Annotated in this window: 20 protein-coding genes; 12 read left to right on the top strand and 8 right to left on the bottom strand. The window is 67.1% G+C overall.

Going from position 1 to position 25,447, the window contains the following annotated elements; translation table 11 throughout:
- Positions 1-55: 55 nt before the first annotated feature.
- Positions 56-799 (bottom strand): FadR/GntR family transcriptional regulator, encoded by a 744-nt coding sequence (locus CSW62_RS19000; RefSeq protein WP_099580505.1) that lies wholly within the window; start codon positions 797-799, stop codon positions 56-58.
- A gap of 127 nt (positions 800-926) precedes the next feature.
- Positions 927-4,265: a TonB-dependent receptor domain-containing protein gene (locus CSW62_RS18995; protein WP_099580503.1), complete on the bottom strand. Its 3,339-nt coding sequence runs from the start codon at positions 4,263-4,265 to the stop codon at positions 927-929.
- Between the two features lie 383 nt (positions 4,266-4,648).
- Here CSW62_RS18995 and CSW62_RS18990 point away from each other — a divergent pair, with 383 nt between their 5' ends.
- The 6 genes from CSW62_RS18990 (at position 4,649) to CSW62_RS18965 (ending at position 13,270) form a co-directional block, all read left to right on the top strand.
- A complete protein-coding gene (locus CSW62_RS18990; RefSeq protein ID WP_158235469.1) occupies positions 4,649-6,835 on the top strand; it encodes a polysaccharide lyase 6 family protein in 2,187 nt (728 codons plus the stop codon).
- Between the two features lie 5 nt (positions 6,836-6,840).
- Complete coding sequence (locus tag CSW62_RS18985) at positions 6,841-9,003, top strand: alginate lyase family protein (RefSeq protein ID WP_099580498.1); 2,163 nt, start codon at positions 6,841-6,843, stop codon at positions 9,001-9,003.
- Complete coding sequence (locus CSW62_RS18980) at positions 9,000-10,313, top strand: MFS transporter (RefSeq protein ID WP_099580496.1); 1,314 nt, start codon at positions 9,000-9,002, stop codon at positions 10,311-10,313. Before CSW62_RS18985 ends, CSW62_RS18980 begins: the two co-directional genes overlap by 4 nt.
- Positions 10,313-11,065 carry an SDR family NAD(P)-dependent oxidoreductase gene (locus CSW62_RS18975; RefSeq protein ID WP_099580494.1) on the top strand — a complete coding sequence of 251 codons (753 nt, stop codon included), beginning with the start codon at positions 10,313-10,315 and terminating at the stop codon, positions 11,063-11,065. Before CSW62_RS18980 ends, CSW62_RS18975 begins: the two co-directional genes overlap by 1 nt.
- Before the next feature lie 14 nt (positions 11,066-11,079).
- Complete coding sequence (locus CSW62_RS18970) at positions 11,080-11,964, top strand: alpha/beta hydrolase (RefSeq protein ID WP_158235468.1); 885 nt, start codon at positions 11,080-11,082, stop codon at positions 11,962-11,964.
- A gap of 97 nt (positions 11,965-12,061) precedes the next feature.
- The gene (locus CSW62_RS18965; RefSeq protein ID WP_099580490.1) at positions 12,062-13,270 is read left to right on the top strand and encodes an acetyl-CoA C-acyltransferase; all 1,209 of its coding nucleotides are present in this window, start codon (positions 12,062-12,064) and stop codon (positions 13,268-13,270) included.
- Positions 13,271-13,300: 30 nt separating this feature from the next.
- Here CSW62_RS18965 and CSW62_RS18960 read toward each other — a convergent pair whose 3' ends face one another.
- A complete protein-coding gene (locus tag CSW62_RS18960) occupies positions 13,301-13,756 on the bottom strand; it encodes a limonene-1,2-epoxide hydrolase family protein (protein ID WP_099580488.1) in 456 nt (151 codons plus the stop codon).
- 123 nt (positions 13,757-13,879) lie between these two features.
- Here CSW62_RS18960 and CSW62_RS18955 point away from each other — a divergent pair, with 123 nt between their 5' ends.
- The 3 genes from CSW62_RS18955 to CSW62_RS18945 are packed head-to-tail and all read left to right on the top strand — an operon-like array spanning position 13,880 to position 16,553.
- Entirely contained in the window at positions 13,880-15,358 is a 1,479-nt protein-coding gene (locus CSW62_RS18955) for a carotenoid oxygenase family protein (RefSeq protein WP_099580486.1), read from the top strand.
- A gap of 25 nt (positions 15,359-15,383) precedes the next feature.
- Positions 15,384-16,142, top strand: a complete 759-nt coding sequence (locus tag CSW62_RS18950) for an SDR family oxidoreductase (protein ID WP_099580484.1) — start codon at positions 15,384-15,386, stop codon at positions 16,140-16,142.
- 9 nt (positions 16,143-16,151) lie between these two features.
- Positions 16,152-16,553, top strand: coding sequence for a nuclear transport factor 2 family protein (locus tag CSW62_RS18945; RefSeq protein WP_099580482.1), 402 nt, complete (start codon positions 16,152-16,154; stop codon positions 16,551-16,553).
- A 78-nt stretch (positions 16,554-16,631) separates the two neighbouring features.
- Here CSW62_RS18945 and CSW62_RS18940 read toward each other — a convergent pair whose 3' ends face one another.
- Complete coding sequence (locus CSW62_RS18940) at positions 16,632-17,042, bottom strand: limonene-1,2-epoxide hydrolase family protein (protein WP_099580480.1); 411 nt, start codon at positions 17,040-17,042, stop codon at positions 16,632-16,634.
- 451 nt (positions 17,043-17,493) lie between these two features.
- On the opposite strand from CSW62_RS18940, the gene CSW62_RS18935 reads away from it, so the two are divergent.
- From CSW62_RS18935 to CSW62_RS18925, 3 genes are all read left to right on the top strand, one after another.
- Positions 17,494-19,797 (top strand): TonB-dependent receptor, encoded by a 2,304-nt coding sequence (locus tag CSW62_RS18935; RefSeq protein WP_099580477.1) that lies wholly within the window; start codon positions 17,494-17,496, stop codon positions 19,795-19,797.
- A 60-nt stretch (positions 19,798-19,857) separates the two neighbouring features.
- Entirely contained in the window at positions 19,858-20,289 is a 432-nt protein-coding gene (locus CSW62_RS18930; protein WP_099580475.1) for a nuclear transport factor 2 family protein, read from the top strand.
- 80 nt (positions 20,290-20,369) lie between these two features.
- Positions 20,370-20,801, top strand: coding sequence for a limonene-1,2-epoxide hydrolase family protein (locus CSW62_RS18925; RefSeq protein WP_099582367.1), 432 nt, complete (start codon positions 20,370-20,372; stop codon positions 20,799-20,801).
- Here the strand turns inward: CSW62_RS18925 and CSW62_RS18920 are convergent.
- The 4 genes from CSW62_RS18920 to CSW62_RS18905 all read right to left on the bottom strand — a co-directional run bounded on the left by CSW62_RS18920 (position 20,798) and on the right by CSW62_RS18905 (position 25,447).
- A complete protein-coding gene (locus CSW62_RS18920) occupies positions 20,798-21,757 on the bottom strand; it encodes a helix-turn-helix domain-containing protein (RefSeq protein ID WP_099580473.1) in 960 nt (319 codons plus the stop codon). The two genes, CSW62_RS18925 and CSW62_RS18920, sit on opposite strands and share 4 nt — an antisense overlap.
- A 59-nt stretch (positions 21,758-21,816) precedes the next feature.
- Positions 21,817-22,758, bottom strand: a complete 942-nt coding sequence (locus tag CSW62_RS18915) for a nitronate monooxygenase family protein (RefSeq protein ID WP_099582366.1) — start codon at positions 22,756-22,758, stop codon at positions 21,817-21,819.
- A 2-nt stretch (positions 22,759-22,760) separates the two neighbouring features.
- Complete coding sequence (locus CSW62_RS18910; protein ID WP_099580471.1) at positions 22,761-23,570, bottom strand: DUF1295 domain-containing protein; 810 nt, start codon at positions 23,568-23,570, stop codon at positions 22,761-22,763.
- 92 nt (positions 23,571-23,662) lie between these two features.
- A complete protein-coding gene (locus CSW62_RS18905; protein WP_099580469.1) occupies positions 23,663-25,447 on the bottom strand; it encodes an AMP-binding protein in 1,785 nt (594 codons plus the stop codon).

Below are 25,447 nucleotides of genomic sequence, written 5' to 3'. Positions count from 1 at the left end.
TCGTCGCCGGCCTGGTTCGTTTGCCAGGTCTCGGTGGGCCGTATGGTGTTGGGCGTCAGGCGGCGCCGTGCTGCACCGAGAGCTTGAAGCGGTCGCGATGCTGCAAGGCCTTGCGGCGCAGCTGCACGATGGCCTCGGTCTCCTCGGCCGCCAGCATGGCTTCGAACAGGCGGCTGAAGTGCTCGCGCATCGCCAGACGCGCCGCGTTCGGATCGCGATTGCGGATGGCGTCGTAGACGGCTCGGTGCTCCTCGATCCGGTCCTCGAACCCGCTCTTGCAGACGTTGCTGTAGACTTGGACGACGCGCGGGGCCTCGTTGCGCATCCGCCAGAGGGTGCGCACGAAATGCTCGATGATCGGGCTGCCGCTGTTCTCGGCGATCAGCAGGTGGAAGCGCTCGTCGGCCTCTTCGGCCGCCTCGTCGTTGCCCGCCATCACCCGCATGGTGTCTTCCAGCAGCTCAAGCGCTTCGGGACCCATGTTCAGCGCCGCCAGCGCCGCGGACTCTGCTTCGACGACCGCGCGGACCGTCGTCAGCTCGAACGCGTCAACCTCGGTCAGTGGAGACAGGTCGGTCGGCTGGCGCTGGCGGACATAGACGCCCGAGCCCGTCTTGACGGCGATGTAGCCCTGAGCCTCGAGGGCGATCTCGGCCTCCCGCACGGTGACGCGCGATACGCCGAGCCGTTCGGCCAGTTCGCGCTCGCCGGGCAGTCGGCTGCCGGGGGCGAATTCACCGGACTCGATGAGCTCGATGATCTGCTTCGCGACCTGTTGGTAGGGCCTGTCCATGGTCATCCGCCGATGCTCCGCTGCAGCACGTCCTGATCACTCGAGACGACTCGGAGTCGCGCCCAAGCTGACAGGCCATGGGAAGGTTCTATCAGGGGTGAACCAAAGCGGTATACCCCTGATAGACCAAGGCCTAGTTCCGGAAGCGGAACCCGATCGTGAACTGCCGCCCGGGCGAGCCGTACAGCGCCGCCACGGGGTTGTCGGCGTAGTAGTACCGGCTCGTCGCCTGGTTGGTCATGTTCAGGCCCTCAATCGAGAACGAGGCGCGGTCCGACAGCTTGTAGCTGAACGAGAAGTCGACATTCAGCGTGTCCTTGGATCCGCCGAAGTCGTTGATCAGCGGCGTATCGCACGCCACCCCGCCGACGACGCCGGGCGCGCAGGCGCCGGCCACCAGCGGATAGGTGGTGTAGTAGCCGTCGCGCTGGGCCACGGAGACGCGCGTGTTGATGCGCTTGTCCTCGTAATAGAGCGTCAGGTTCAGCGCATTGGGCGACGCGCCGAGCCAGGGGGCCTTGCCCAGGGTCGCCGGCGTCGTGTCGGTGCCCGGATCCAGAATGTAGGTGAGCTCGGACTGGATGTGGGTGGCGTTGAGCTGGATGCCCGTGTTCTTCAGCAGCCCAGGCAGGAAGGTGAAGGCCTGCTGGTAGTTGATCTCCCAGCCCTTCAGCTCCCCGCCGGGGGCGTCGCGGAACTGGCGCGCGGTGGCGTCATAGTCGCCGCGGATATAGGCCGCCTGGTCGCTGTTGGCGCCGAACTGCTCGATCAGGCTCGCAAGCCCCTCGGCGTCGAGGAAGGTCGACAGCGGCGCAGAGAAGCGAACGGTCTGCGGATAGGAGCCGATCTTCTTCTTGAACAGCGCCACCGAGATCAGGCCGCCCTCGGCGTAGTACCACTCCACGGCGGCGTCGAAATTGTTGGCGCGGAAGGGCGACAGCTTCGGATTGCCGATCGTCAGGGTGGCGCCGGAGGTCATGCCGCCCTCCGGAATCGTCAGCTGGGTGATGGTGGGAGCCAGCTGCTGCAGGGTCGGGCGCGACATGGTCTGGGCCGCGCCGAACCGGAAGTAGAGATTGTCGCGCGGCCGGATGGCGATGTTGAACGACGGCAGGATGTCGGAATAGGAATTGCCGCCCTGCACGGTCCGGCCGCCGGTCGAGCGGCCGGTCGAGTCGACGTCGGTCTTGGCGTAGCGCACGCCGAGATTGCCGAAGGTGTTCCAGCCGTCCAGGAAATCGTAGTTGAAGTTGACCTGGCCGTAGGCGCCCTCGGTCTTCTCCTGCACCGCGAAGGTTTCGCGCCCCTGCTGGCGGAACTGGGTCAGGCGCCAGTCGCCCCACTTGTTGATGCACTCGCAGGTGAAGCCGAACAGGGCGTCGAACTTCTCGATGTCCGGCCCGAACCACGACGTCGTCGTGCCGGCGGGCACGTCGAGGCCCTGGCCGAAGTTGATGACCTTGCCGAGACTGGCGATCGAGACGCCCGCTTCCTTTTCGGTCGGGTTGATCTGGACGTTCTGGCGCTCGGTCTGGGAGGTCGAGAAGCGATAGTCGCGCTGGGTGCCGCCGAACTTCAGGGTCAGGTTGTCGCTGAGCTCCCAGGTGAAGTCGGCCTTCCAAGAGTTGTAGCGGTTTTCGACGACCTTCTTGTGGTAGCGGAGGAAGGAGACCCCCTTGAGGATCGTCCACTGGTTGGGATCGGCGGCGTTGAAGCCGGCGTCGAACATCGGCATGTCGCCGCCGCCGCGCTCGTCATAGGTGAAGGTGGCGGGCTGGTCGAACTGACCCCACTCGGCCATCTTGCCGTAGGAATTCAGCTTGGAGCGCGAGGCGCCGTAGGTGAAGTCGGCCTTGAACCGGTCGCTGAACTCGTGGGTCAGGTTGAACGAGAGTTGGTCGAAGGTGGTGTTGTAGCTGCCCTGATCGGCGCGCGCCGCCCAGTCCAGGTTTCGCAGCTGCAGATAGTCGGCGACCCCGTTGGTGACATGGGCGGCCAGCACGTCCGTCGCCGGGCGACCGATCTGCTGGGCGCGCATGGCCAGGCCGTCCGCAGAGGCGACGTAGCCGGGCGAGCCGGGCGCGTTGTAGTAGTCGTAGACGTCGAGATTGTTGGGGTTGTACGAGAAGCTGGTGCCGGCGACGAGCGCGCCGCCATAGGTGGCTTGGCCGCAATCGATCGGCGAGGCGTAGGGTCCGCCGGCCGTGTAGGTGCAGGTGCCCGGATAGAGCCCGCGCTTGGAGGCCAGCGCGGTCGAGGCGTTGGCCGTGGCGTAGGTCGCGTTGGTGTTGTTGCGGTTCAGGCCGAACGGCAGCAGCTGGTTCAGCGTCGAGGTGCTCTTCTGGTTCGAATGCAGCCCATCGATCGTGAGGCGCGTCCGCGACGAGATATCCCACTGATAGGCCGCGGTGAGGCCCAGGCGCTTCTGGTGCAGGTCCTGTTGCTCGGGGCCGGCCAGGGCGGGGAAGATGATCTGCGAGCCATCCAGCGACGGGTGGAGCAGGGCGTAGGCGGTCGGGTCCGAGCCGGTCACCGCGTCGATATAGGCCGGGTTGGTGATGGCGGCCGTGGCGGACACCGTGCCGCCGGGATTCGTCGCGGTCGGGTTCGAGACGCGGTTGGTGAACAGCGTGCCGACGGGCGCAGAGAAACCAGCGCGTCGCGGGTTCTCAAGCGTCGCCCAGGTGGCCGAGCGATAGACATATTCGCCGGTCACGATCTGACGGCGGTACTGATCGGTTTCGGAGTCCTTCTCCGAATAGGCGGCGGAGGCCAGGAAGCCCATCTTGCCGTCGGCGAAGCGCTTGGAGAACAGGCCGGCCAGGCGTGGATTGTGGTGCTTGCCGTTCTGGTAATAGGCGTCCTCGACCGAGAGCGCGTAGCGGTCCTTGCGATAGTCGAACGGTCGACCCGTCTGCAGGTCGACCGTGGCGCCCAGCGAGCCTTCGTCGGTCTCGGCCGAGGCGGTCTTGCGGACCTTCAGGCTGTTGAAGAGCTCCGAGGCGAAGACGTTGAAGTCGAAGGTCCGGGTGGAATTGATCGCGGTGGAGTTGGTGTCGTTGGTGCCCGCCGTCGACAGCGCCTCGAGGTTGTTGATGCGCACCCGCGTGAAGTCGCCGCCAAGGCCGCGCACGGTGATCGTGCGGCCTTCGCCATTGTCGCGGTCGATCGAGATGCCGGGGATACGCTGCAGCGACTCGGCTAGGTTGGCGTCGGGGAAGTCAGCGATGTCCTCGGCGTTGATGGCGTCGACCATTACGTCCGACTGGCGCTTGATGTTCAGCGCGCTCTGCAGGGATGCGCGATAGCCGGTGACGACCACGGCCTCGACCTCGTCGGCGCCCTTGGCCGCGCTCTGGTCCTGTGGCGGCGCTTCCTGTGCGAAGGCCTGGCCAAAGCCCGAGCCGATGACCAGGCACGTCGATGCGAGCAGCATGGCGCGCACACCGGCGCGCCTTGGATGGCTGTTCATGTTCTCATCCTCCCCGAATACCAATTTTCTAAATTTGGCTTACCTATTTGGTTGACCCCCTGAGCGGGAATGTCAACTCCCCATGACGCCGTTTTCCTGAGGCCTCCCTTTGCTGAGCCCCAATGGGGTGTGGCTTGCCGCTGCCGGAAGAGCGTCGTTGTAAGGCTCGCAAGCCCTTGCGCCGCCTAGGGCGCGCGAGCTGAAAATCCATGTCTTTAGGCGGCCTCGCAGGCTGAGTGCCATAATTGGTCGACAAATTGGTTGACAGCTTATCGCTCAGATGGTCGGCTGGAGATGTCCCGTTGCCTTGCAAGCGCACCTCGCGCGGCGAGGGTTTGGCGGGACGAAGGAAGCGATCACAGCTTCGGGCGGGAGGACATCGATTGGCAGACCTGCGCTCGAGCCTTGCCGCTCTGCTGGGCCTTGGCGCCCTGGCCGGTTCCGTTCACGCCTATGCGGCCGAGCGGCTGGTGCGCACCCCAGAAGCGTTCACGGCGGCGGTGCGGGCGTCGACCCCCGGCGACTCGGTGGTGCTGGCCAACGGCGTCTGGCGCGATTTCGAGATGGTGTTCACCGGCCAAGGCGCGCCCGCCAAGCCGATCACGCTGCGGGCCCAGACGCCGGGCAAGGTGGTGATCTCCGGCAAGTCGAACCTGCGTATCGCCGGCCGGCACCTGGTCGTCTCGGGCCTGACCTTCAAGGACGGCTTCAGTCCGTCGTCTGAAGTCATCGCGTTTCGCCAGGACAGCGAGCTGGCGTTCGACTCCCGCGTCACCGAGACGGTGATCGACGGGTTCAACAAGCCCGACCGCGCCGCCTCGGACTATTGGATCGGACTGTACGGCCAGAACAACCGCGTCGATCACAATCACCTGCAAGGCAAGCTGAACAACGGCGTCACCCTGGCGGTGGTGCTGAACTCGCTCCAGAGCCAGCAAAATCATCACCGCATCGACCACAACTATTTCGGCCCGCGTCCCCCGCTGGGGTCCAATGGCGGCGAGACCATCCGGGTCGGGACCAGCGAGTTCTCGCGCACCCAATCCCTGACCGTGGTCGAGGACAACTATTTCGAAGGCTGTAGCGGCGAGGTCGAGATCGTCTCGAACAAGTCCGGCGGCAACATCTATCGTCGCAACGTCTTCGTTCGTTCGCAGGGCTCGCTGGTCTTGCGCCACGGCGACGGCAACCTGGTCGAGGACAATGTCTTCCTGGGCGGCGGCGTGGCCCATACCGGCGGGGTGCGGGTGATCAACGCCGGCCAGACGGTGCGTAACAATTACTTCCAGGGCCTGCGGGGCGATGGCTTCACCGGAGCCCTGGTGCTGATGAACGGCGTCCCGAACTCACCGCTCAATCGCTACAATCAGGTCCTCGACGCGCGCATCGAGCACAACATCTTCGTCGACGTGAGGGCGGTGGTCTTCGGGGCCGGCGCGGACCAGGAGCGCACCCTGCCGCCGGCGCGAAGCGTGCTCTTCGGCAACGTCTTCCTCGGTTCGGGCGGCGAGGCGATCTTCAAGGCCACAGCGCCGATCGACGGTTTGACTTTCGCCGACAACCGGGTCGACGGGGTGGCGCCGCCGACCGGCGCCTCGGGCTTCGAGGCCAAGGCGATCGGTCGCCAGACCCTGCCGGACGGCCGCGTCTACCCCGACGCCGCCGCGCGCAAGGCCCTGGGCCTGAAGGCGCCGGTCAGACTGCTGGCGCGCGAGGAGACCGGCGTGGCCTGGTATCCGAAGGGCGACCGGACCGTCGCGTTCGACAGCGGCCGCATCCTGAAGATCAAGCCCGGGCAGGACCAGCTGTCGGCCGCCGCGATCAGCGCCAAGACGGGCGACATTATCGAGCTGGCGACCGGCGACTATGCCGAGCGCCGCGTTATCGAGATCAGCCGACCCCTGACCTTTCGCGCGGCGAAGGGCGCTGAACCCGTGGTGACCTTCGAGCGCGCAACGCTTTTCAACCTGGTCGGCCGAGGCGCTCTGAAGCTGCAAGGCCTGCGGCTGTCGGGCGCCAGCGCGCCGGATGCGATCGGCGCCGCGGTGATCCGCGCGAGCGCCAGCTATCCGCTCAGCAATTACGCGGTCGAGCTGGTCGACACCGAGGTCTCGCACCTGCAAACCGGCAAGGGTTTCGCCGTGCTGAAGGGCGAGAAGAACACCTTCGCTGACCATGTGACGATCAGCGGTTCGCGCTTTTCGGACATCAGCGGAACGGTGCTAGACCTCTCCAGCGAGACGGGCGGTTCGGGCCTCTACGGCGCCGAGACGGTCGACATCACCGGCAGTCAATTCACGCGCCTGGGCGGACCCGTGCTCGACATCCTGCGGGGCGGGACCGACGAGAGCACCTTCGGTCCCCGCGTCCGGGTCAAGGGCTCGGCGTTTCGCGACGTCGCGCCGGGCCAGCCGTCGATGAAGCTGAACGGCGTGCAGCTCGTGAGCCTCGACGGCAATCTCTTCGAACGCGCGGCTCCGGCTCGCGTCACCCTCCACGTCGGCAAGCCCGATCTCAGCGAGGCCGGCAACACCGGCGCGGCGCTCGAGATCGTCGATCAGCGCAAGTAGGTCAGATGTCCAAGTTACGCGTCCATCTCTTCGCTGGCCTCGCGGCCCTGGCCCTGGCTGGAGCGGCCCAGGCCGCCGCGCCGGCCAAGCCCACGCCCGTCGCTTCGGCTCAGGTCCCGCCGCTGTTCGCCGCCACCCTGGCCAAGAGCAAGGCCTTCGTGGATCCGCAACTGCGCAAGACCATCGACGTGCCGGTCCCAGCCGACGCCGGCGGCGGCTACACCCACGAGCGGCACAAGGACAACTACCGCCTGATCTACGAGGCGGGGATGCTGTACCGGCAGACCGGCGACAAGGCCTATGCCGACCTGGTGCGGCGGGTGCTGCTGGATTACGCCAAGCTCTATCCGTCCCTGCCGCTGCATCCCAAGCGCGCCAACCAGGTTGCGGGCAGGCTGTTCTGGCAGGTGCTGAACGACAGCGTATGGCTGGTCAATTCCATCCAGGGCTATGAGGCGGTGATGGACGCCATCCCGGCCGCCGACCGGGCGACCATCGAGGCGGGCGTGTTCCGGCCGATGGCGGCGTTCCTGTCGACCGGCTCGGCCAAGACCTTCGACAGCATCCACAATCACGGCACCTGGGCGCTGGCGGCGGTCGGAATGACCGGCTACGCGATCGGCGATGAGGGTCTGGTCAAGCAGGCCCTTTACGGCCTGGACGGTTCGGGCAAGTCGGGTTTCTACAAGCAGCTGCAGGAGCTGTTCTCGCCCGACGGCTACTATGCCGAAGGCCCGTACTATCAGCGCTACGCCCTGTCGCCGTTCCTGCTGCTGGCCCAGTCGATCCAGCGCCACGACCCGTCGCGCAAGATCCTCGACTATCGCGACGGCGTGCTGCGCAAGGCGGTCTACGCCACTCTTCAGGAGAGCTACGGCGGTCTGCTGTTCCCGATCAACGACGCCATCAAGGACAAGGGGATCGACACCCCCGAGCTAGTCCACGGCGTCGCGGTGACCTATGCCGCGACCAAGGATCCGGCCCTGCTGTCGATCGCCATCCAGCAGGGTTCGGTGGTGCTGAGCCCCGAGGGCCGCGAGGTCGCCGCCGCCATCGCGCGCGGCGAGGCCAAGCCGTTCCCCTTCGCCTCGATCAAGCTGCGCGACGGGGCCAAGGGCGACAAGGGCGCGCTGGTCGTGCTGCGCTCGGGTCCCAAGCCCAAGGACCAGGCGCTGGTCTTCAAGGCGACGTCCCAGGGCATGGGGCACGGCCATTTCGACAAGCTGTCCTGGATGTTCTACGACGCCGGCCAGGAGGTCGTGACTGACTACGGCTCGGCGCGGTTCCTCAACGTCGAGGCCAAGGCCGGCGGCCGCTACCTGCCCGAAAACGACAGCTGGGCGCAGCAGACGGTCGCCCACAACACCCTGGTGGTCGACGAGAAGAGCCAGTTCGGCGGCGACACTGATACCGGCGAGGCCCACTGGCCGACGCTGCTGGCCTTCGAGGCCAAGGACGGCGTCCAGATGACTGCCGCCAGCATTGATGAAGCCTGGCCCGGCGTGCGCTACCGCCGCGCCATGGCGCTGATCGACCGGAAAGAGGTCGGGCGCCCGATCGTCCTGGATCTGGTCCGCGCAGAGGGGGCGGGCAAGCACCGCTTCGACCTGCCGCTGCACTATGATGGCCAGATCGTCGACTCCGGCCTGAAGGTCCAGGGCGGGATCAGCGAGCTGAAGCCGCTGGGCAAGGCCGACGGCTATCAGCACCTGTGGGATCGCGGCCGCGCGCCGGTGAAGGACGGGGCGCGCGTCTCCTGGTTCGACCGGGGCCGGTTCTACGACTACGTCTTCGCGTCCGGCGATGTCGATCAGGTGGTCCTGACCGAACTGGGCGCCAACGACCCCAACTACAATCTCCGCAACGAGCGGGCCTTCATCCTGCGCGGCGATGATCGCGACAGCTTCACGGTGGCGGGGGTTCTGGAGCCGCACGGCGCCTATAGCGCCGCCGAGGAATACGCCCGCGACACCATCGCCTCGGTCAAGGCGGTCGAGCGCGTGTCGGAGAACGGCGCCGACCTCGTCCTCATCCGCCTCAACTCCGGCAAGACGCTGGCGATCGGGGTCTCCTGGGATGCCGATCCCACCAAGCAGCACCGGGTCACGACCTCCGCCGGCGCCTACGCCTGGAGCGGGTTCTCCGGTCTGGCGGAGCCTGCACAATGAGCCGCTCGGGGACGTTCAAGGGCCTTCGCTGGCTGATCGTTGGCATGGTCGGCCTGGCCACGGTGATCAACTATATCGACCGCAACGCGCTGGCCGTGATGTGGCCGCAGATCTCCAAGGACATGGGCGTCGGCAAGGAAGAGTACGCGCTCATCCTGACCTGCTTCATGCTGTCCTACGCGGCCGGCCAGACGATCTTCGGCAAGATCTTCGACGCCCTGGGCACGCGGGTCGGCTTCATGCTGTCGATCCTGGCCTGGTCGGCCTCTATCGCCCTGCACTCGGTCGCGCGGTCGATCCTGACGCTGGGCGTGCTGCGCGCGGCCCTCGGCGTCAGCGAGGCCGGCAACTGGCCCGGCGCGGCCAAGGCCAATGCCGAGTGGTTCCCGGTGCGCGAGCGCGCCTTCGCCCAAGGCATTTTCAACGCCGGCGCCTCGGTCGGGGCGATCATCTCGGCGCCGCTGATCGCCTGGCTGTTCCTGAGCTTTGGCTGGCGCGCGACCTTCCTGGTCATCGGGTTGCTGGGCGTGATCTGGGTCGTGCCGTGGGCCATCATCTGCCGAGCCGCGCCTGAAGATCATCCGTGGCTGTCGGACGAGGAGCGCGAGCATATCCTGACCGGCCAGCGCCCGACCTCGGGCGAGACCGAGGTCGACTACCGGCCGACGTGGCTGGGCCTGCTGCGCCACCGCGAGGCCTGGGGTCTGATCCTGGCCCGCTTCTTCATCGATCCGGTCTGGTGGCTGTTCGTCTCGTGGCTGCCGATCTATCTGGCCGAGCGCTTCGGCTTCGACATCAAGCAGATCGGCCTGTTCGGCTGGGTGCCCTATGTGGGCGCGGCGGCGGGCAGCCTGTTCGGCGGCTGGATCTCCGGCTGGCTGATCGGCCGCGGCTGGCGTCCCGTCAAGGCCCGCATGTGGGCGATGACCCTGGGCGGCGTCTTCATGCTGCCGGCCCTGCTGCTGACCATCGGCGCGTCCACGCCGCTGCACGCGGTGCTGCTGATCGCCGTGATCCTGTTCGGCTTCCAGATCGCCATCAACAACATCCAGACCCTGCCCAGCGACTACCTGCCCGGCCGGTCGGTCGGTTCCCTGGCTGGGATCAGCGGCACCGCCGCCGTGGCCGGGGTCCTGATCACCACCTGGATCGTCCCGGTGGCCACCAAGGTCAGCTACGCCCCGGTCTTCGTCATGGGCGCCAGCCTGGTTCCCCTTTCCATCCTTTCCATCTGGCTCTTGGGCGGCCGAGGCGAACGCCTCGTCGATCCCGCCCTCGCGGCCCGCACGACCAACGGAGTGAATTCCTGATGCGCCTCACCAACAAGACCGTCATCGTCACCGGCGGCGCGCGCGATATCGGCAAGGCCGTGTCGCTGAAGCTGGCGGCCGAAGGGGCCAATGTCGCGATCAACTATTTCGGCAGCGAGGAGGGCGCCAAGGCGACCTTGGCGCAGATCGAGGCCGCCGGCGGCCGCGCGCTGATCCTGAAGGGCGACATGACCTCGGCCAGCGACGTGCAGGCCCTGGTAGATGCAGCCCTGTCGACCTTCGGCGGCCCGATCGGCGCGCTCGTCAACGTCGCCGGCGGCATGGTCGCCCGCAAGACGCTCGACGAGATGGACGAGGCCTTCTTCGACCATGTCATGCACCTGAACCTGAACTCGGTGTTCCTGACCACCAAGGCGGCCGTACCGCACATGGCCGCCGGCTCGGCGATCGTGAACCTGTCCTCGCAAGCCGGTAAGGACGGCGGCGGTCCCGGCGCCACGGCCTACGCCACGGCCAAGGGCGCGATCATGACCTTCACCAAGGCCATGGCCAAGGAACTGGGTCCCAACGGCATCCGCGTGAACGCCCTGTGCCCCGGCATGATCGGCACCACCTTCCACGATACCTTCTCCAAGGACGAGGTCCGCGCCCGCGTCGCGGCCGGCACACCCTTGCGCCGCGAGGGCCGCGCGCCCGAGATCGCCGATGCGGTGGCCTATCTGGCCAGCGACGAGTCCAGCTTCCTGACGGGGGTCTGCCTGGATATCAATGGCGGCCTGTTGATGAGCTGATGGGAGAGGCCTCGATGATCGCCAAAGCGCTTGCCGCCATCGTCCTGCTGAGCGCGGCGCCCGTCGCCGCCCAGGCCCCTATCGATCCGGCTCCGCCGGTCGCGGTCCCGGCGCCGGAGACGACCAAGGACGTCGTCTACCTGCAGGCCAGCGGCAAGGACCTGCATCTCGATGTCTATCGCAACACCGCCTTCAAGGGACCGCGTCCGGTGCTGGTCTATATCCACGGCGGCGCGTGGTGGAAGGGCGAGAAGCCGGCGGGCTGGGGCGGCTTTCGCGCCTATCTGGCGGCGGGCTTCTCGGTGGTCACGGTCGAGTATCGGCTGAGCGATGTCGCAACGGCGCCGGCGGCGGTGCAGGACGTCCGCTGCGCCCTGTCGTGGGTGAAGGCCAACGCCAAGACCTACGGCTTCGACGCCAGGCGGGTCGTGCCCTACGGCACCTCGGCCGGCGGCCACCTGGCCTTGATGGCGGGGATGCTGCCCAAGGCCAACGACATCGATCTGCTGGCCTGCCGCGACCAGCCCACCGTGCCGGCCATCCTAGATTTCTACGGACCCTTCCACCTGCGCGCCGACCTTCCGGGTGCGTTCAAGAGTCCGTCGACCGCGCGGTGGATCGGCGCGGGGTCGGAGGCGCTGTGGACGACGATGTCGCCGGCGACCTATGTCCGCAAGAGCCAGCCACCGGTGTTCATCGTCCACGGCGATGCGGACCCAACCGTGCCCTACGAGGCCTCGACCTCGCTGAAGGCCGACCTGGACAAGGCCGGCGTTGTGAACCGCCTCCACACCGTGCCGGGCGGCGTGCACGGCAAGTTCCCCAAGGAGGAGCAGGACAGGATCGAGCGCGAGGCCTTGGCGTTCCTGGCCGCCAACGGCCTGGTCGGCGCGCGGTAGGCCAACGTCCCCTCGCGGCAGGATTGCTTTCTTCCGGAATCTGGGTCACTTCGTTAAAAAGACTTTTAAACGAATACTCACTTCCGGGGAGGGCTGGATGAACGTCTACATCTTCGACGCGGTGCGCACGCCGCGCGGCAAGGGGCGTCCGGATGGTTCGCTGGCTGGGGTGACGCCGGCGGGGCTGATCGCGCAGCTCGTGCGAGCGCTGGAGGTCAGGAACGGTCGCGAGGCGGTCCATGCGGCCGCGCATTTCACCCTGGGGTGCGTGACGCAGTTCGGCGTGCAGGGCGGCCATCTGGCGCTGGCGTCGCGGATCCAGGCCGGCCTGCCTGACGCGGTGTCGAGCCTGACGATCAACAATTTCTGCGTCTCGGGCCTGTCGGCGATCGCGGACGCGGCGCGGCGCATCGCTGCCGGCGAGGTCGATCTGGCCCTGGCGGGGGGCGCGGAGTCGATGTCCCAGACGCCGTTCCTGGCCGACCAGGCCGACTTCTATACCGACATGGCTCTGGCCAGGCGGATGGCCTGGGCGCCGGTCGGGCTGGCGGCGGATATGCTGGCGACGCGCGAGGGCCTGACGCGGGCCGCGCTGGACGCCGCCGTGCTCAAGTCCCACCAGCGCGCCGCCTCCGCCTGGCGCGAGGGCCGCTATGCCAATCGGGTCGTGCCGATCCTCAACGCGGACCAGACGGTGGCCCTGGATCGCGACGAGAACATCCGCGACTTCGGCGACGGCAAGTCCCTAGAGCGCTTCGGCCCGGTGTTCGCCGTCACGGGCGCGGAAGGCTATGACGACATCCTGCTGGAGAGCTTCCCGGAGCTTGGGAAGGTTGAGCATCTGCACACCATCGCCCACTGCCCGCCGATCTCGGACGGCGCGGCGCTGGTGCTGCTGGGCTCGAAAGAGGCGGGGCGACGGCTGGGCCTGACGCCGGTCGCCCGGATCCGCGCCCTGGGCGAGGCGGCCGCCGATCACGTCCTACAGCTGACGGCGGGTCCGGTGGCGATGGGCAAGGCGCTGGAACGGGCGGGCATGGCGCTCGGCGAGGTCGGGGTCGTCGAATATATGGAAGCCTTCGCTGCCGTGCCGGTGCTGTTCGAGCGCGACTACGGCGTTGATACGGAGCGCCTCAACCCCAATGGCGGGCACCTGGCGATGGGGCATCCGATGGGGGCGACCGGGGCGATCCTGACCACGACCCTGCTGGACGACATGGCCCAGTTCGACGCCGAGACGGGCCTGGTGGTGGCGACGGGCGGCGTCGGGGTCGGCGCGGCGATGGTTCTCGAGCGGGTAGGGTAGGCGCGGGAAGGTCCCGCGCCCGCGGGCGCTTCAGGGTTCGCCCTTCAGCGCCTTTTCCAGGCTGGCGCGGTCGTAATATTCGCGCCACTCCACAATCTTGCCGTCCTTGATGTCGAGCACGCCGACCACCGGGACCGCGCCGGGATGGCCGTTGTAGACGAAGCGGTCGGTCCGCTCCATGAACACCAGATTGTCGATGATCCCCATGTGGGCGATGTCCAGGGTGACGCCGCCCGGCGCGCCCTTGCCCAGGGCGGCGATGCGATCGTAGATCGCGGTGCGGCCCTTGACCGGCGCGACCATCATCGACTTCAGCGTGCCGTCCTCGGCGAACAGGTCGGCGACCTTGCGCCAGTCGGCGTGCTTCCAGGCCGCGATCATGTCGCGCGCCACCGCCAGGCGGCTGGCGTCGGTGTCCTGCGCGAAGGCCGGGGACGCAATCGCCAGGGCGAGCGTCAGCGACGCGACCACGCTTGCGATCTTCATGATTTCCTCCCGAGATTTTTTATGCGCCGGATGACGCTACGACATTACTTGCATAACAAGACCATGGTGCTAGGGTCGTGGCAAGAGGCGCGGTCACGTCGCCTCGCCACTGGGAGACCCTCGATGAAGCTGGAGCGCCTGCCCCCCGTTCTGACGACGCTTGGGCAAAGCAATCACCCCTATATGTCCGGGCCGTGGACGCCTCAGCACGAGGAGGTCAACGCCACCGACCTGACCGTGCTGGAGGGCGCGATCCCGACAGACATCGACGGCGTCTACATCCGCAACACCGAGAACCCGGTCCACCGCCCGCTGGGCCGCTATCACCCGTTCGACGGCGACGGCATGGTCCATATGATCAGCCTGCGCGAAGGGCGCGCCGAGTACCGCAACCGATTCGTTCGCACCCGCGGCTTCCAGGCCGAGCAGGAAGCCGGCCGCTCGCTGTGGGGCGGGCTCATGGATGGTCCGGGCGTCTCGACGCGGCCGGGCTTCGGCTGCCATGGCGGCATGAAGGACGCTTCGTCCACCGACGTCGTCGTGCACGGCGGCAAGATCGTCTCGACCTTCTACCAGTGCGGCGAGGCCTATTGGCTGGATCCGGAAACCCTGGAGCAGGGCGGCGTGGCCAGCTGGGGACCGCTGGACGGCGTCTCGGCCCACCCGAAGATCGACGAGGCCACCGGCGAGCTATTGTTCTTCAACTACTCCAAGCACGCGCCGTACATGCACTACGGCGTGGTCGACCGGCACGGCAAGACGACCCACTACGTGCCGATCGACCTGCCCGGGCCGCGCCTGCCGCACGACATGGTCTTCACGACCAACTATTCGATCCTCAACGACCTGCCGGTCTTCTGGGACGCGGAACTGCTGAAGCGCAACATCCACGCCACGCGGTTCCACCGGCACCTGCCGTCACGGTTCGGGATCATTCCGCGCCACGGACGCTCGGACGAGATCCGCTGGTTCGAGGCCGCGCCGACCTACATCCTGCACTTCCTCAACGCCTATGAGGACGGCGACGAGATCGTCATGGACGGCTACTTCCAGGAAGATCCGACCCCGCCGCCGCTGGCCGACGCGCCCGAGGGCATGGGCCACCTGATGGCGTTCCTGGACGAGCAGTCTTTCAAGCCCAAGCTGCACCGCTGGCGCTTCAACCTGAAAACCGGCGAGACCACCGAGAAGCATCTGGACGAGCGGATCCTCGAGTTCGGCATGTTCAACCAGCGCTATGCAGGCAAGCCGTATCGCTACGCCTATTCGACCGCCGCCAAGCCCGGCTGGTTCCTGTTCACGGGCTTCGTCAAGCACGACCTGGAGACCGGCGAGTCCTGGAGCGTCAACCTGCCGGAGGGGCGCTACGCCAGCGAGTCGCCGTTCGTGCCGCGCATCGGGGCGGTGGACGAGGACGACGGCTATCTCGTCAGCTTCATCATCGACGAGAACAAGCAGACGTCCGAGTGCATCCTGATCGACTGCAAGCGCTTCGAGGAGGGGCCAGTCGTCCGGATCGCCCTGCCGCACAAGCTGTCCAGCGGCACCCATAGCGTCTGGGCCGACCGGGCCTTCATCCGGGACGGCGTGGCCGCCGCCTGAACGAGTCGAAATCCAGGAGTTTCAGATGGATATCAAGAACAGCGTCGCGCTGGTGACCGGCGGCAACCGGGGCATCGGCGAAGCCTTCGTGCGGGCGTTCGTCGCCGCCGGGGCGGCCAAGGTCTATGTCGGCGCGCGCGACGTCGCCAGCGCCCAGCATCTGGTCGACGAGGCCGGCGGCAAGGTCGTGGCCATCGCGCTGGACGTCACCAAGCCCGAGACGATCACCGCCGCTGCCGCGCAATGCCAGGACGTCACGATCGTGGTCAACAACGCCGGCCAGTTCGGCATGCAGACCCTGCTCAAGGCGCCTGACCTGGAGACCGCGCGGCTGGAGATGGAGGTCAACTATTTCGGCCCCCTGGGCATGAGCCGCGCCTTCGCGCCGATCCTGGCCAAGAGCCCGGAGAGCACGATCGTCAACGTGCTGTCGGCCGGCGGCCTCGTGGCGGTGCCGGGCATGGGCGGCTACAGCCCGTCCAAGTTCGCGGCGCGAGCGATGAGCACCTGCCTGCGCGCCGAACTGGCCCCGCAGAACACCAATGTCGTCGCCCTGATCGTCGGCTCGGTCGACACGCGGATGGCCAGCCATGTCGAGGGCTTCAAGGAGACGCCCGCGACCATCGCCGAGGCGGGCCTGAAGGCCATCAAGCGCAAGGCCGACGAGGTTGACACCGATTTCATGGCCATCGACGTGCGCGCCAGTCTGGCCCGCGATCCGAAGGGCTTCGAACTTCAAATGCGGCGCTCCCTGGCGGGCGAGCGCGTCACCACTGGCCGCTGAGGAGCGTTCATGTCCAAGCCCGACACCCCAAAAATGGACTATGTGGATTTCGCCAAGCGCTTCGTGGCCGCCATCCAGGACGGGGACGGTGAAGCCGTCCGGGCCTTCTACGCGCCCGACGCCAAGCTGTGGCACAACACCGACAATATCGAGCAGACCGTCGACCAGAACCTCAAGGTGCTGGCCTGGTTCGTGAAGACCCTGCCTGACCGCAACTATCGCGTCCTGCGCGTCGAGGCGCTGCCCGACGGCTTTGTGCAGCAGCACGTGCTGGAGGCCACCCTGCCCAATGGCGAGCGCTGGGCGATGGACGCCTGCGTGGTCATCAAGATCGAGAACGGCCTGATCACGCGGCTGGACGAGTATCTGGACTCGGCCAAGTCGGCGGCCCTGCGTCCGTTCGGTCGCTGACGAGAGATCCGCGGCCTTTCCTATCGCGCCGCGAGACTGGGGCGGGTCCTTCGCGGGGCCCGCCCTTTTTGTGTCGCGCTAGTGGCGACCGGCTTGGTCGAAATCCTGGACTAGGCCCATGGCCTTCAGCAGGTGGGCGCGGTCGTAGTACTCGCGCCAGGTCTTGATCAGGTCGCCTTCGAATTCGAGGATCCCGACCACCGGGGCCGAACCGAACTTGCCCCGGATCGTGAACTCGTCGCTGCGCTCCATGAACAGCAGGCCATCCACGACGCCGATGTGATGGATCTTCAGCTCGATCTGCTCGAGCCCGTCGCCCAGCGCGGAGACGCGGGCATAGATCGCTTCGCGCCCGACGATGGGTTCGACCATCATCGAGTGCAAAACGCCGTCGGGCGTGAACATGTCGGCGATTCCACGCCAGTCCATGCGCTTCCAGGCGTCGGCCATCTCAAGCCCGCGCGCGATCTTCTGTTCATTGGTCAGCATGGTTCTCTCCCTGAAATCGGCTTCAAGCTTGGCTGGAGCCGGCATTGTTCTTTTGAACTTTCATAACCGTACTTAATGTCAGGCGTGCGCGCCTGTCGACCCCGACCGTGGGGCGAAGGGCGGTGGTCCTGGCCCCCAAAATAGACACTTGCGTTACGAGACTAAAAGATCAATTCTCGCCACATAGGCCGTTCAAGAGCCTTGAAACAGGAGAGGGAAGCGCTTCACAGGGGCTTTCACGATGTCGTCGTGCTGATCGCCGCGATCTCGTGTTCCATTCGATGTCTTTCTGTTATGCAAGCGAACGTTATATGGCCTCGGCCGTCGCGAGCACGACACCGCCCCAGCAGCGCGCCACCCCCTCGAGCCGCAACCACCCGGGCTTGCCCGGTCGTCAACACAAGGGACTCCAAGACCGATCGATCGGCGCAGGTCCCCGGGGAGGAATGACATGCATCTCAAGAGATCCGCTTCCATCATCGCGCTCATCGCGGGGGTCGGTTTCGCCGCGCCCGCGCTCGCCGCTTCGGCCGATCAGACCGCGCCGCAGAACACCCTCGAGGAACTGCTGGTCACCGCGCAAAAGCGCGAAGTGAACCTGCAGCAGGCGCCCCTTTCGATCTCGGCCGTCGGCGGCGAGACCCTGGCGCGCGACAAGATCATGAACTCCGAGGACCTGGGCCACGCGACCGTCGGCCTGTCCTTCACCCAGAACTCGCCCCAGGCGCTGGAGCTCAATATCCGCGGCGTGGTCAACACCCGCCTGTCGGCGCCGACCGCCGACCAGTCGGTCTCGACCTTCGTCGATGACGTCTATGTCAGCCGCTCGGGCAACCTGAACACGTCCTTCTACGACATCGACCGGGTCGAGCTGATCCGCGGTCCGCAGGGCGTGGTGCTGGGCAAGAACGTCGCCGGCGGCGCCATCAGCGTCATCTCGGCTGCGCCGCGGTTCGACTATAGCGGTCAGGTCGCCGTGACCTTCGGCAACTACAACCTGCAACAGACCACGGGCCACGTGACCGGTCCGATCACCAGCAACCTGGCGGGCCGCCTGTCGTTCCAGACGATCAACCACTCCGGCTACGCCAAGGACATCCTGCACGATGTCGATCTGGAGGACCTGGACTCCAAGCAAATCCGCGGTCAGCTGCTTTACAAGCCCGAGGGCAGCGACCTGCGCGTCCACTTCATCGCCGACTACAATTGGGATACCAGCAACGGCCCCAACCGCGTCGGCATGGGCGAGACGACCTGCACCACGCCGGCCCAGTGCTTCGCGCCCTGGTACAAGGCCCGCCTGGCCATCGCCGCCATCCGTGGCGGCCTCTCGATCCGCGAGAGCCTGCCGATGTGGCCGCAGTTCAAGGGCGACGCCGCCCCGACCCGCCAACGCGTTCAGCACGAGTCGGCCAGCTTCATCCTGAAGGTCGACAAGGACATCTTCCCGGATGTCGGCTTCACCTCGGTGACCGGCTATCGAGGCGGTCAGGCGTTCACGCTGTACGATCAGTCGGGCGTCGGTCCGAGCAACGGCTATGGCGTCGTCACCCCGCTGCTGTTCGCCGAGCCGGTGAACTTCGTCGAGGATATCGCCCAGTTCACCCAGGAAGTGCGCCTGACCTCGCACTACGACAACAGCCGCTTCGACTGGATCGTCGGCGGCTTCTACCTGCACAACAAGGTGCGTCAGACCAACCGCTTCTGGGGCGAGAGCACGGTGCTGCCCTCGCTGTCGGGGGAGAGCTACTGGGATGACCACGGCCTGAACCGCGACATCGCCGTCTTCGCCCAACTCGGCTACAAGTTTACCGACACGGTGAAGCTGGAAGCCGGTGTCCGCTACACGCGCGACAAGAAGAGCGGCACCCAGGAGGGCAGGGCGATCGCCCTGGGCGACAAGCTGAACCCCAACGACAAGGTTCCGCTGACCCCGCTGACCGACGCGAACGGCTTCTTCACGCCCTATGCCCAGAAGTGGTCGAAGGTCACCCCGCAGGCCACCCTGACCTGGACGCCGAACGACGACTTCATGGCCTATGCCACGGTCTCGGTGGGCTTCAAGGGCGGTGGCTTCCAGAACGACGCGCCGAACGCGTTCGCCGCGCAACAACCCTACCGCCCGGAGTCGGTCACCAATTACGAAGCCGGCTACAAGTGGGAGTTCCTGGACCGCCGCGCGCGGTGGAACACTTCGGTGTTCTTCATGGACTACACCGACCTGCAGGTGCAGCGCACCGACGGCACCTGCCTGTGCAACGTGATTTCCAACGCCGGCGCCGCCGAGATCAAGGGCGTGGAGTCGGAGTTCCAGATCGCGCCGATGCAGGGTCTGCGCCTGGCGCTGGGCGGTTCGATCCTAGACGCCAAGTACACGGACTTCGTCGATCCGGTGACCAAGATCTCGTACAACGACAACTTCATGCAGCGGACGCCGAAGTACCAGCTGTCGGCCAGCGCCGAGTACACGACCTCGGCCTTCGGGCTTGAGGACGCGCTGCACTTCAAGCTGGCCTACAAGAAGCAGGGCAAGATGTTCTGGGCCCCGGACACGGTTCAGTATGAAAAGCCCTACGGTCTGCTCGATGGCCGCATCAGCCTGTCGCCGGCGGACAAGCCGTGGGCGGTCTCGGTCTGGGGGCGCAACCTGACGGACAAGGTCTACCGCACCAACATCATCGACATCCTGGGCGATGCGGTGTCGTCGTTCGGCGCGCCGCGCACCTTCGGCGTCGAGCTTTCGACCAAGTTCTAACTCCCTATCCTGGCGCCGGCGGCCTTAGGGGCTGTCCGGCGCTTTCTTTTTGAGGGGCCGATGGGCGCGCTGTACTCCCGTTTGACCGAAGTCATCTCCGCCTGGCAGGCCAAGGATGTCGATAAGGTGCTGAGCTACATGTCCGACGACATTGTCTGGCACTATGCGGCTCCGGCCTTGCCGCCGATCAAGGGCAAGGCGGCGGCGCGCAAGCTGCTGGTCAGGTTCCAGAGCGACATGCACGACATCCAGTGGCGGATCTTCCACCACGCCGAGACGGCCGACCGCCTGTTCCTGGAGGGCGTCGACGACTACCGCACGACCGACGGCAAGCGCATGGCCGTGCCCTATGCCGGCGTGCTCGACTTCCGCGACGGCCTGATCACCGGCTGGCGCGACTATGTCGATTTGGCCGTCATCGCCCAGCAGAAGGCCGGCGAGCCGTTTACCGCCCAGGTCGATGCGCTGATCGGTCGGGAGGCCGTCGGGTGAGCGGCCTGGCGCGACGCGATCTCGTGGGCCTGGGCGCGGCCCTGGCCCTTCTTCCCATCACTTCAGCGGAGGCCGCAGGCATGGCCCGTCTTTACCCGGTCCTGGAAGCCATCATCGCGGCCTGGCGTCGCCAGGACGTCGAGGGCGTGCTGGTCCACGTCACCGACGACATCATCTGGCGCAACTCGGGGGGCTTCGCCCCGGCCATCCGCGGCAAGGCGGCCATGCGCGAAGTGCTGGTGGCCATGGCGTCCAAGATCAAAACCAACCACTGGCGGATCTTCGACCACGCCGAGAACGACCATCGCCTGTTCATGGAAGGCGTCGACGAGTTCTGGTTCCACACCGGCGAGCACATCGCCATTCCCTATGCCGGTAGCCTGGAGTTCCGGGGCGACAAGGTCTGCGAGTGGCGCGAATATTTCGACGGCCGCCTCAGCCTGGCGATGAAGAACGGCGAGCGGTTCTCCGCCGAGGTCAAGGAAATGATCGACCGACCGGTGGCTCGTTAGGCGGGCGGCCGGACGGTCGTCAGGTCCGCCGGCCCGCCGCACTGGTCGCAGGTCATGCGCGGTTCCAGCACGGCGCCGCAGGTGCGGTGCCGCATCAGCGTGGGCGGTCCGGCTTCCGTCGCCAGCCAGCGGTCGCCCCAGCGGTTCAGCTCGATGATCAGCGGGTGCAGGTCCTTGCCCTCATCGGTCAGGCGGTATTCCCAGCGCTCGGGCCGGGTCTGGTAGAGCTCCCGCTGCAGGATGCCCAGCTCGACCAGCCGTCCCAGGCGGTCAGTCAGGATGTTGGGGGCGATGGCCAGCGCTTCCTGGAAGTCACCGAACCGCCGCCGGCCCGCGAAAGCCGAGGCGATTACATGGCTGGTCCAGCGGTCACCCAGCACCTGGAAGGCGCGGTCAAGCATCGGATTGCCCTTGTTCAGACCCTCCGACGGAACGATCGACCGGCGCTGGGCGCGCGGCGGGGCAGAGGGCTCATAGCCGGCGCCGGGGCCTGGCTCGACGATGACGTTGCGGACCGTCAGGACCTCGCCGCAATGGCCGCACGCCAGCACAGGCGTGAACTCCGCTCCGCAGCTATGACGCAGGCGGTGACCGGGATTGGCCGGGTCGTAGAACCAGCGCTTCTCCCAGCCGATGATGGCCAGCGCGACGCTGTAGAGGTCGCGGCCCATCTCGGTCAGTCGGTATTCGAACCAGTTGGGGCGTTCGGCATAGGGCGTGCGGACCATGACGCCGGCCGCCTGCAGGCGCTTGAGGCGGTCGGTCAGCAGGCTGCGCGCCAGGCCGATCCGCGCCTGGAAATCGTCGAACCGCCGAACCCGCTGGAACGCCAGATAGAGGATCATCAGCGTCCAGCGATCCCCCACCACGTTCAGGGCCCGCGTAGCCGAATTGGCCTGCACCAACTGGTTCAGCGGGCGCGGAGAGATCGTTTCCGACGGACTGTCTTCGGCCATGAGGTCCCGTATCTGGCGAGGGCGGCGGAAGGTCGATAGCCATCGCGCCGCCCTCTCTATCAAGCTCGCCGGTCGGCGCCCACCGTCGCGCGGCAGCGTTCGTAGTCGGCGGCCAGGGTCTCGATGATCGCGGCCAGCGGCTCGATCGCCTTGACCTCGCCGACGCCATGGCCCGCCGCCCAGACGTCGCGCCAGCGCTTGGCCGAGTCCTCTGGGCGGCCCAGCTGGATCTCGGCGCGGCCGGTCAGGGACGCTGGATCGTAGCCGGCCGCCATCAGGCTCTGGCGCAACCAGTTGGCCGGAATGCCGGTCAGGGCCGCCGAGGTGACGATGTCCTCGGCCCGGGAGTCGATCAGCATCTGCTTGTATTCCGGTTGGGCCATGCTTTCGGCGCAGGCGATCAGGCGGGTGCCGAGATAGGCCAGGTCCGCGCCCAGCGCTCTGGCCGCCAGGATCGCGCGGCCGCTGCCGATGCCGCCGCCCAGCACGATGGTCCCGTCGAACATCTCGCGCACCGCCGGGGCGAAGGCGAAGCCAGAGATCGGGCCGGTATGCCCGCCGGCGCCCGACGCCACCAGGATCAGGCCGTCGACGCCGGCCGCCGCCGCCTTCTCGGCGTGGGTCAGCGAATTGACGTCCGCGAAGACCAGGCCGCCATAGCCGTGGATCGCGTCGACCACGCCCGAAGGCGCGCCCAGGGCGGTGATCACGATCGGCGGCCTGTGCTTGAGCACCAGCTCCAGCTCCTCGTCCTTCCGCGCGTAGGAGCGGTGGACCATGATGTTGATCGCCCAGGGCGGGGCGTCGGCCGGCAGTTCGCGGCCGATCAGGCTCATCCAGGCGTCGAGGTCATCCAGGGTGCGGGCGTTGTTGGCCGGGAAGGAGCCGATGATCCCGGCCCGGCAGGCGGCCAGCACCATGTCGGTCCCGGACACCAGGAACATCGGCGCGGCGATCGCCGGGACCTTCAGCCGGTCTAGGAGGTTGGCCGGAAGCGCCATGCTCAATCCGCCTTCGCCGGCTTCGGCGGCCACGGGAAGAAGCCCGACGTACGGCGCATATAGTCCTCGTAGTCAGGCTTGCGGCGGCGCATGCGGCCCTCGACCGTCGGCACGCCGCTCCAGCGGGTCAGGGTGAAGACCAGCCAGATCGGGCCGATGATCGAGATCAGGCCTAGCTTCGTCTCGGCCGCGACCAGGAACAGGCCCCACCAGACGCAGGCGTCGCCGAAGTAGTTGGGGTGGCGGGTGTAGCGCCACAGGCCCTTGTCCATCACCTTGCCGGCGTTTTCGGGGGTCTTCTTGAACCGCACCAGCTGCCAGTCGGCCAGGCTCTCGAACAGCAGGCCGAAGACCGCCAAGCCCGCGCCGACCAGGCCCAGGACGCCCAGCTGCGTCGGCGTATCGGCGATCTGGCCCAGCTGGACGGGCAGGCAGACCATCCACAGCAAGGGCATCTGCAGCATGAACACCATGCGGAAGGCGGCATGGGCGAAGCCCCAGCCGCGCTCTTCCTTGGCCTTGGCCAACATTCGCACATAGCGACCGTCGGGGCCGTGGTCGCGCCAGCGCCACAGCATGTAGCCGCCCAGCCGCAGGGCCCAGGCGACGCAGATGCCGGTCATGACCATCCGCCGCTGCGTGCCGCCGCCGGTCTGCAGGTAGGTCGCGATCGCCACCACGCCCATGCCCAGGCCCCAAAGGCTGTCGACGGGCGTGACGTCGCGCATCGCCACACAGATGGCCCAGGCGGCCACGAATACGGCCAGGATGACTCCGGCGTTCACCAGCGGAATGAGAATATAGTCAGGCATCGCCTTCCCCCGTTCGGCGCGCCGCGGCGCGCGTCTTGATCTTTTTATGAAAGTGATTGGCGGCGCGTTCTGATCCGCGCGCCGCCATGGCGTCAGGAAATGACCATCACCTCGGCGTCGGGATCGTCCGCGAACAGGCGCTCGACCTCGGCGGCCCGACGGTCGATGACCGCCCGGCGGTTGATGGTGCCCTTGTCCGAGATCTCGTGGGCGTTGGGGCTGGGCGGTTCGCGCAGCACCAGGGCCCGGCGCACGCGCGCCGCGCCGCCGGACTGGCTGCGACTGAAGACCGCCAGGCCTTCCTCGAGAAGTGTGCGCGGCGCATCGGGCTTGGCCCACAGCATCACGCCCAGATAGGGCCGGCCGTCGTCGCACAGGACCAGATCGGTGACATGCGGTGACAGGGCCTTCAGCAGGCCGTCGCGCAGGGCGCCGCCATAGACCCATGTGCCGCTGGACAGCTTGAACTCCTCGGCCGCGCGGCCGGCGAACACCAGGCCCTGGGCGGGATCGCTGGGGTCGTGAAATAGGGCGAGATCCCCGGTGCGGTAGAAGCCTTCCTCGTCGAAGGCTTCCGCCGTCTTCTCCGGCTCGTCCAGATAGCCGGCCGTGACCTGGGGACCCTTGACCCGGACCTCGTAGCGGTCGCCGACCGGCCACAGCTTCACCAGCGACCCCGGCGCGGGCAGACCTAGGCCCACCTTGTCGGTCTCGAAGTGGATGACCATGAAGGCCGAGACGGTCTCGGTCATGCCGTAGCCGCTGGTCATCATGATCCGATGGCCGGTCTCGCGCACGGCCATGGCCTGGATGCGGTCGTAGACCGTCTGGGACAGGCCGGCGCCGCCATACAGCATCAGGCGCATGTCCTTGAAGAAGGTCTTCCGCAGAACGGCGTCCTGCTCCAGGGCGTCGGCCAGCATGGCGTAGCCCAGGGGCACGTTGTTGAAATAGCGGACGGAGACGTCGCGCAGGTTCCGCACCGAGGCGTCGAACAGGCCCGGCACGGGCTTGCCCTCGTCGACATGCAGCGTCCCGCCTTCCAGCAGGGTGGCGCGCAGGACGAAGGCCCCGGCGGCGTGGTGCCAGGGCAGCCAGTCCAGCATGACATTGTCCCAGCCGGCCGCCTTGCCGATGGTCTGCATGCACTGGATGCTGTTGGCCGCCAGGTTCCGGAAGGTGATCGGCACGACCTTGGGCAGGCCAGTCGAGCCGGAGGTCAGCATCAGGGCCGCGCGGTCGTCGGGCTTCAGCGCCGCGATGCTGGCCGCCACAGCGGGCGTCGGCGTCGTGGCTAGAAGGTCGGCATAGGCGACCGAGGGCTTGGAAAGGTCGGCCGGGTTGGTGGTGACGATCACCGCCTCGCCCAGGTCCAGGTGCTGTAGCGCCGCCGCGCAGGCGCGGGTGTCCTCGGCGAACACCACGGCCGGGCGGACCTTGGCGATGACATGGGCCAGCCGGCCGAAATCCCCGCCCAGGGCGGCGTAGGTGACGCTGACCGGACAGACGGCGCGGCCCGAGGCCTGGGCGGCGAAGGTCATCACCGCGAAGGCGGCGCTGTTGGGCGCCAGGATCAGCACCGGCCCGGCGGTCGCGCCCAGCAGCCACTGGGTCGCCGCGTCCATGTCGCGCTTGAGGTCGGCATAGGAGACGTAGCGCCAGCCCTCGCCCTCGCGGAAGGCCAGGGCGGCCTTGTCGCCGCTGGTCGCCGCGCGCTCGGCGAAGGCGTCGGGCAGGTTGGCGTTGTACGCCGCCAAGGGGATGCGCGAGGCGATCAGGATCGCCCCGTCGTCGCGGTGCGTCACGTCCAGGTCGATCGGCATCAGCTCGGCGGGGCGGAACGGCGCCAGCGTCTTGTCGAGCACGGCTTGGTCCAT

This window comes from Caulobacter sp. FWC2, assembly GCF_002742625.1.
Taxonomy (GTDB): Bacteria; Pseudomonadota; Alphaproteobacteria; order Caulobacterales; family Caulobacteraceae; genus Caulobacter.
The sequence above is the reverse complement of the archived record's forward strand: the minus strand, read 5'-3'. Positions and strand labels throughout refer to the sequence as shown.

What these genes read in the sequence shown, in the direction of transcription:
- CSW62_RS19000 (WP_099580505.1), bottom strand. Translation starts at nt 799, where the DNA reads ATGACCATGGACAGGCCCTACCAACAGGTCGCGAAGCAGATCATCGAG.
- CSW62_RS18995 (WP_099580503.1), bottom strand. Translation starts at nt 4,265, where the DNA reads ATGAACAGCCATCCAAGGCGCGCCGGTGTGCGCGCCATGCTGCTCGCA.
- CSW62_RS18985 (WP_099580498.1), top strand. Translation starts at nt 6,841, where the DNA reads ATGTCCAAGTTACGCGTCCATCTCTTCGCTGGCCTCGCGGCCCTGGCC.
- CSW62_RS18980 (WP_099580496.1), top strand. Translation starts at nt 9,000, where the DNA reads ATGAGCCGCTCGGGGACGTTCAAGGGCCTTCGCTGGCTGATCGTTGGC.
- CSW62_RS18975 (WP_099580494.1), top strand. Translation starts at nt 10,313, where the DNA reads ATGCGCCTCACCAACAAGACCGTCATCGTCACCGGCGGCGCGCGCGAT.
- CSW62_RS18970 (WP_158235468.1), top strand. Translation starts at nt 11,080, where the DNA reads ATGATCGCCAAAGCGCTTGCCGCCATCGTCCTGCTGAGCGCGGCGCCC.
- CSW62_RS18965 (WP_099580490.1), top strand. Translation starts at nt 12,062, where the DNA reads ATGAACGTCTACATCTTCGACGCGGTGCGCACGCCGCGCGGCAAGGGG.
- CSW62_RS18960 (WP_099580488.1), bottom strand. Translation starts at nt 13,756, where the DNA reads ATGAAGATCGCAAGCGTGGTCGCGTCGCTGACGCTCGCCCTGGCGATT.
- CSW62_RS18955 (WP_099580486.1), top strand. Translation starts at nt 13,880, where the DNA reads ATGAAGCTGGAGCGCCTGCCCCCCGTTCTGACGACGCTTGGGCAAAGC.
- CSW62_RS18950 (WP_099580484.1), top strand. Translation starts at nt 15,384, where the DNA reads ATGGATATCAAGAACAGCGTCGCGCTGGTGACCGGCGGCAACCGGGGC.
- CSW62_RS18945 (WP_099580482.1), top strand. Translation starts at nt 16,152, where the DNA reads ATGTCCAAGCCCGACACCCCAAAAATGGACTATGTGGATTTCGCCAAG.
- CSW62_RS18940 (WP_099580480.1), bottom strand. Translation starts at nt 17,042, where the DNA reads ATGCTGACCAATGAACAGAAGATCGCGCGCGGGCTTGAGATGGCCGAC.
- CSW62_RS18935 (WP_099580477.1), top strand. Translation starts at nt 17,494, where the DNA reads ATGCATCTCAAGAGATCCGCTTCCATCATCGCGCTCATCGCGGGGGTC.
- CSW62_RS18930 (WP_099580475.1), top strand. Translation starts at nt 19,858, where the DNA reads ATGGGCGCGCTGTACTCCCGTTTGACCGAAGTCATCTCCGCCTGGCAG.
- CSW62_RS18925 (WP_099582367.1), top strand. Translation starts at nt 20,370, where the DNA reads ATGGCCCGTCTTTACCCGGTCCTGGAAGCCATCATCGCGGCCTGGCGT.
- CSW62_RS18920 (WP_099580473.1), bottom strand. Translation starts at nt 21,757, where the DNA reads ATGGCCGAAGACAGTCCGTCGGAAACGATCTCTCCGCGCCCGCTGAAC.
- CSW62_RS18915 (WP_099582366.1), bottom strand. Translation starts at nt 22,758, where the DNA reads ATGGCGCTTCCGGCCAACCTCCTAGACCGGCTGAAGGTCCCGGCGATC.
- CSW62_RS18910 (WP_099580471.1), bottom strand. Translation starts at nt 23,570, where the DNA reads ATGCCTGACTATATTCTCATTCCGCTGGTGAACGCCGGAGTCATCCTG.
- CSW62_RS18905 (WP_099580469.1), bottom strand. Translation starts at nt 25,447, where the DNA reads ATGGACCAAGCCGTGCTCGACAAGACGCTGGCGCCGTTCCGCCCCGCC.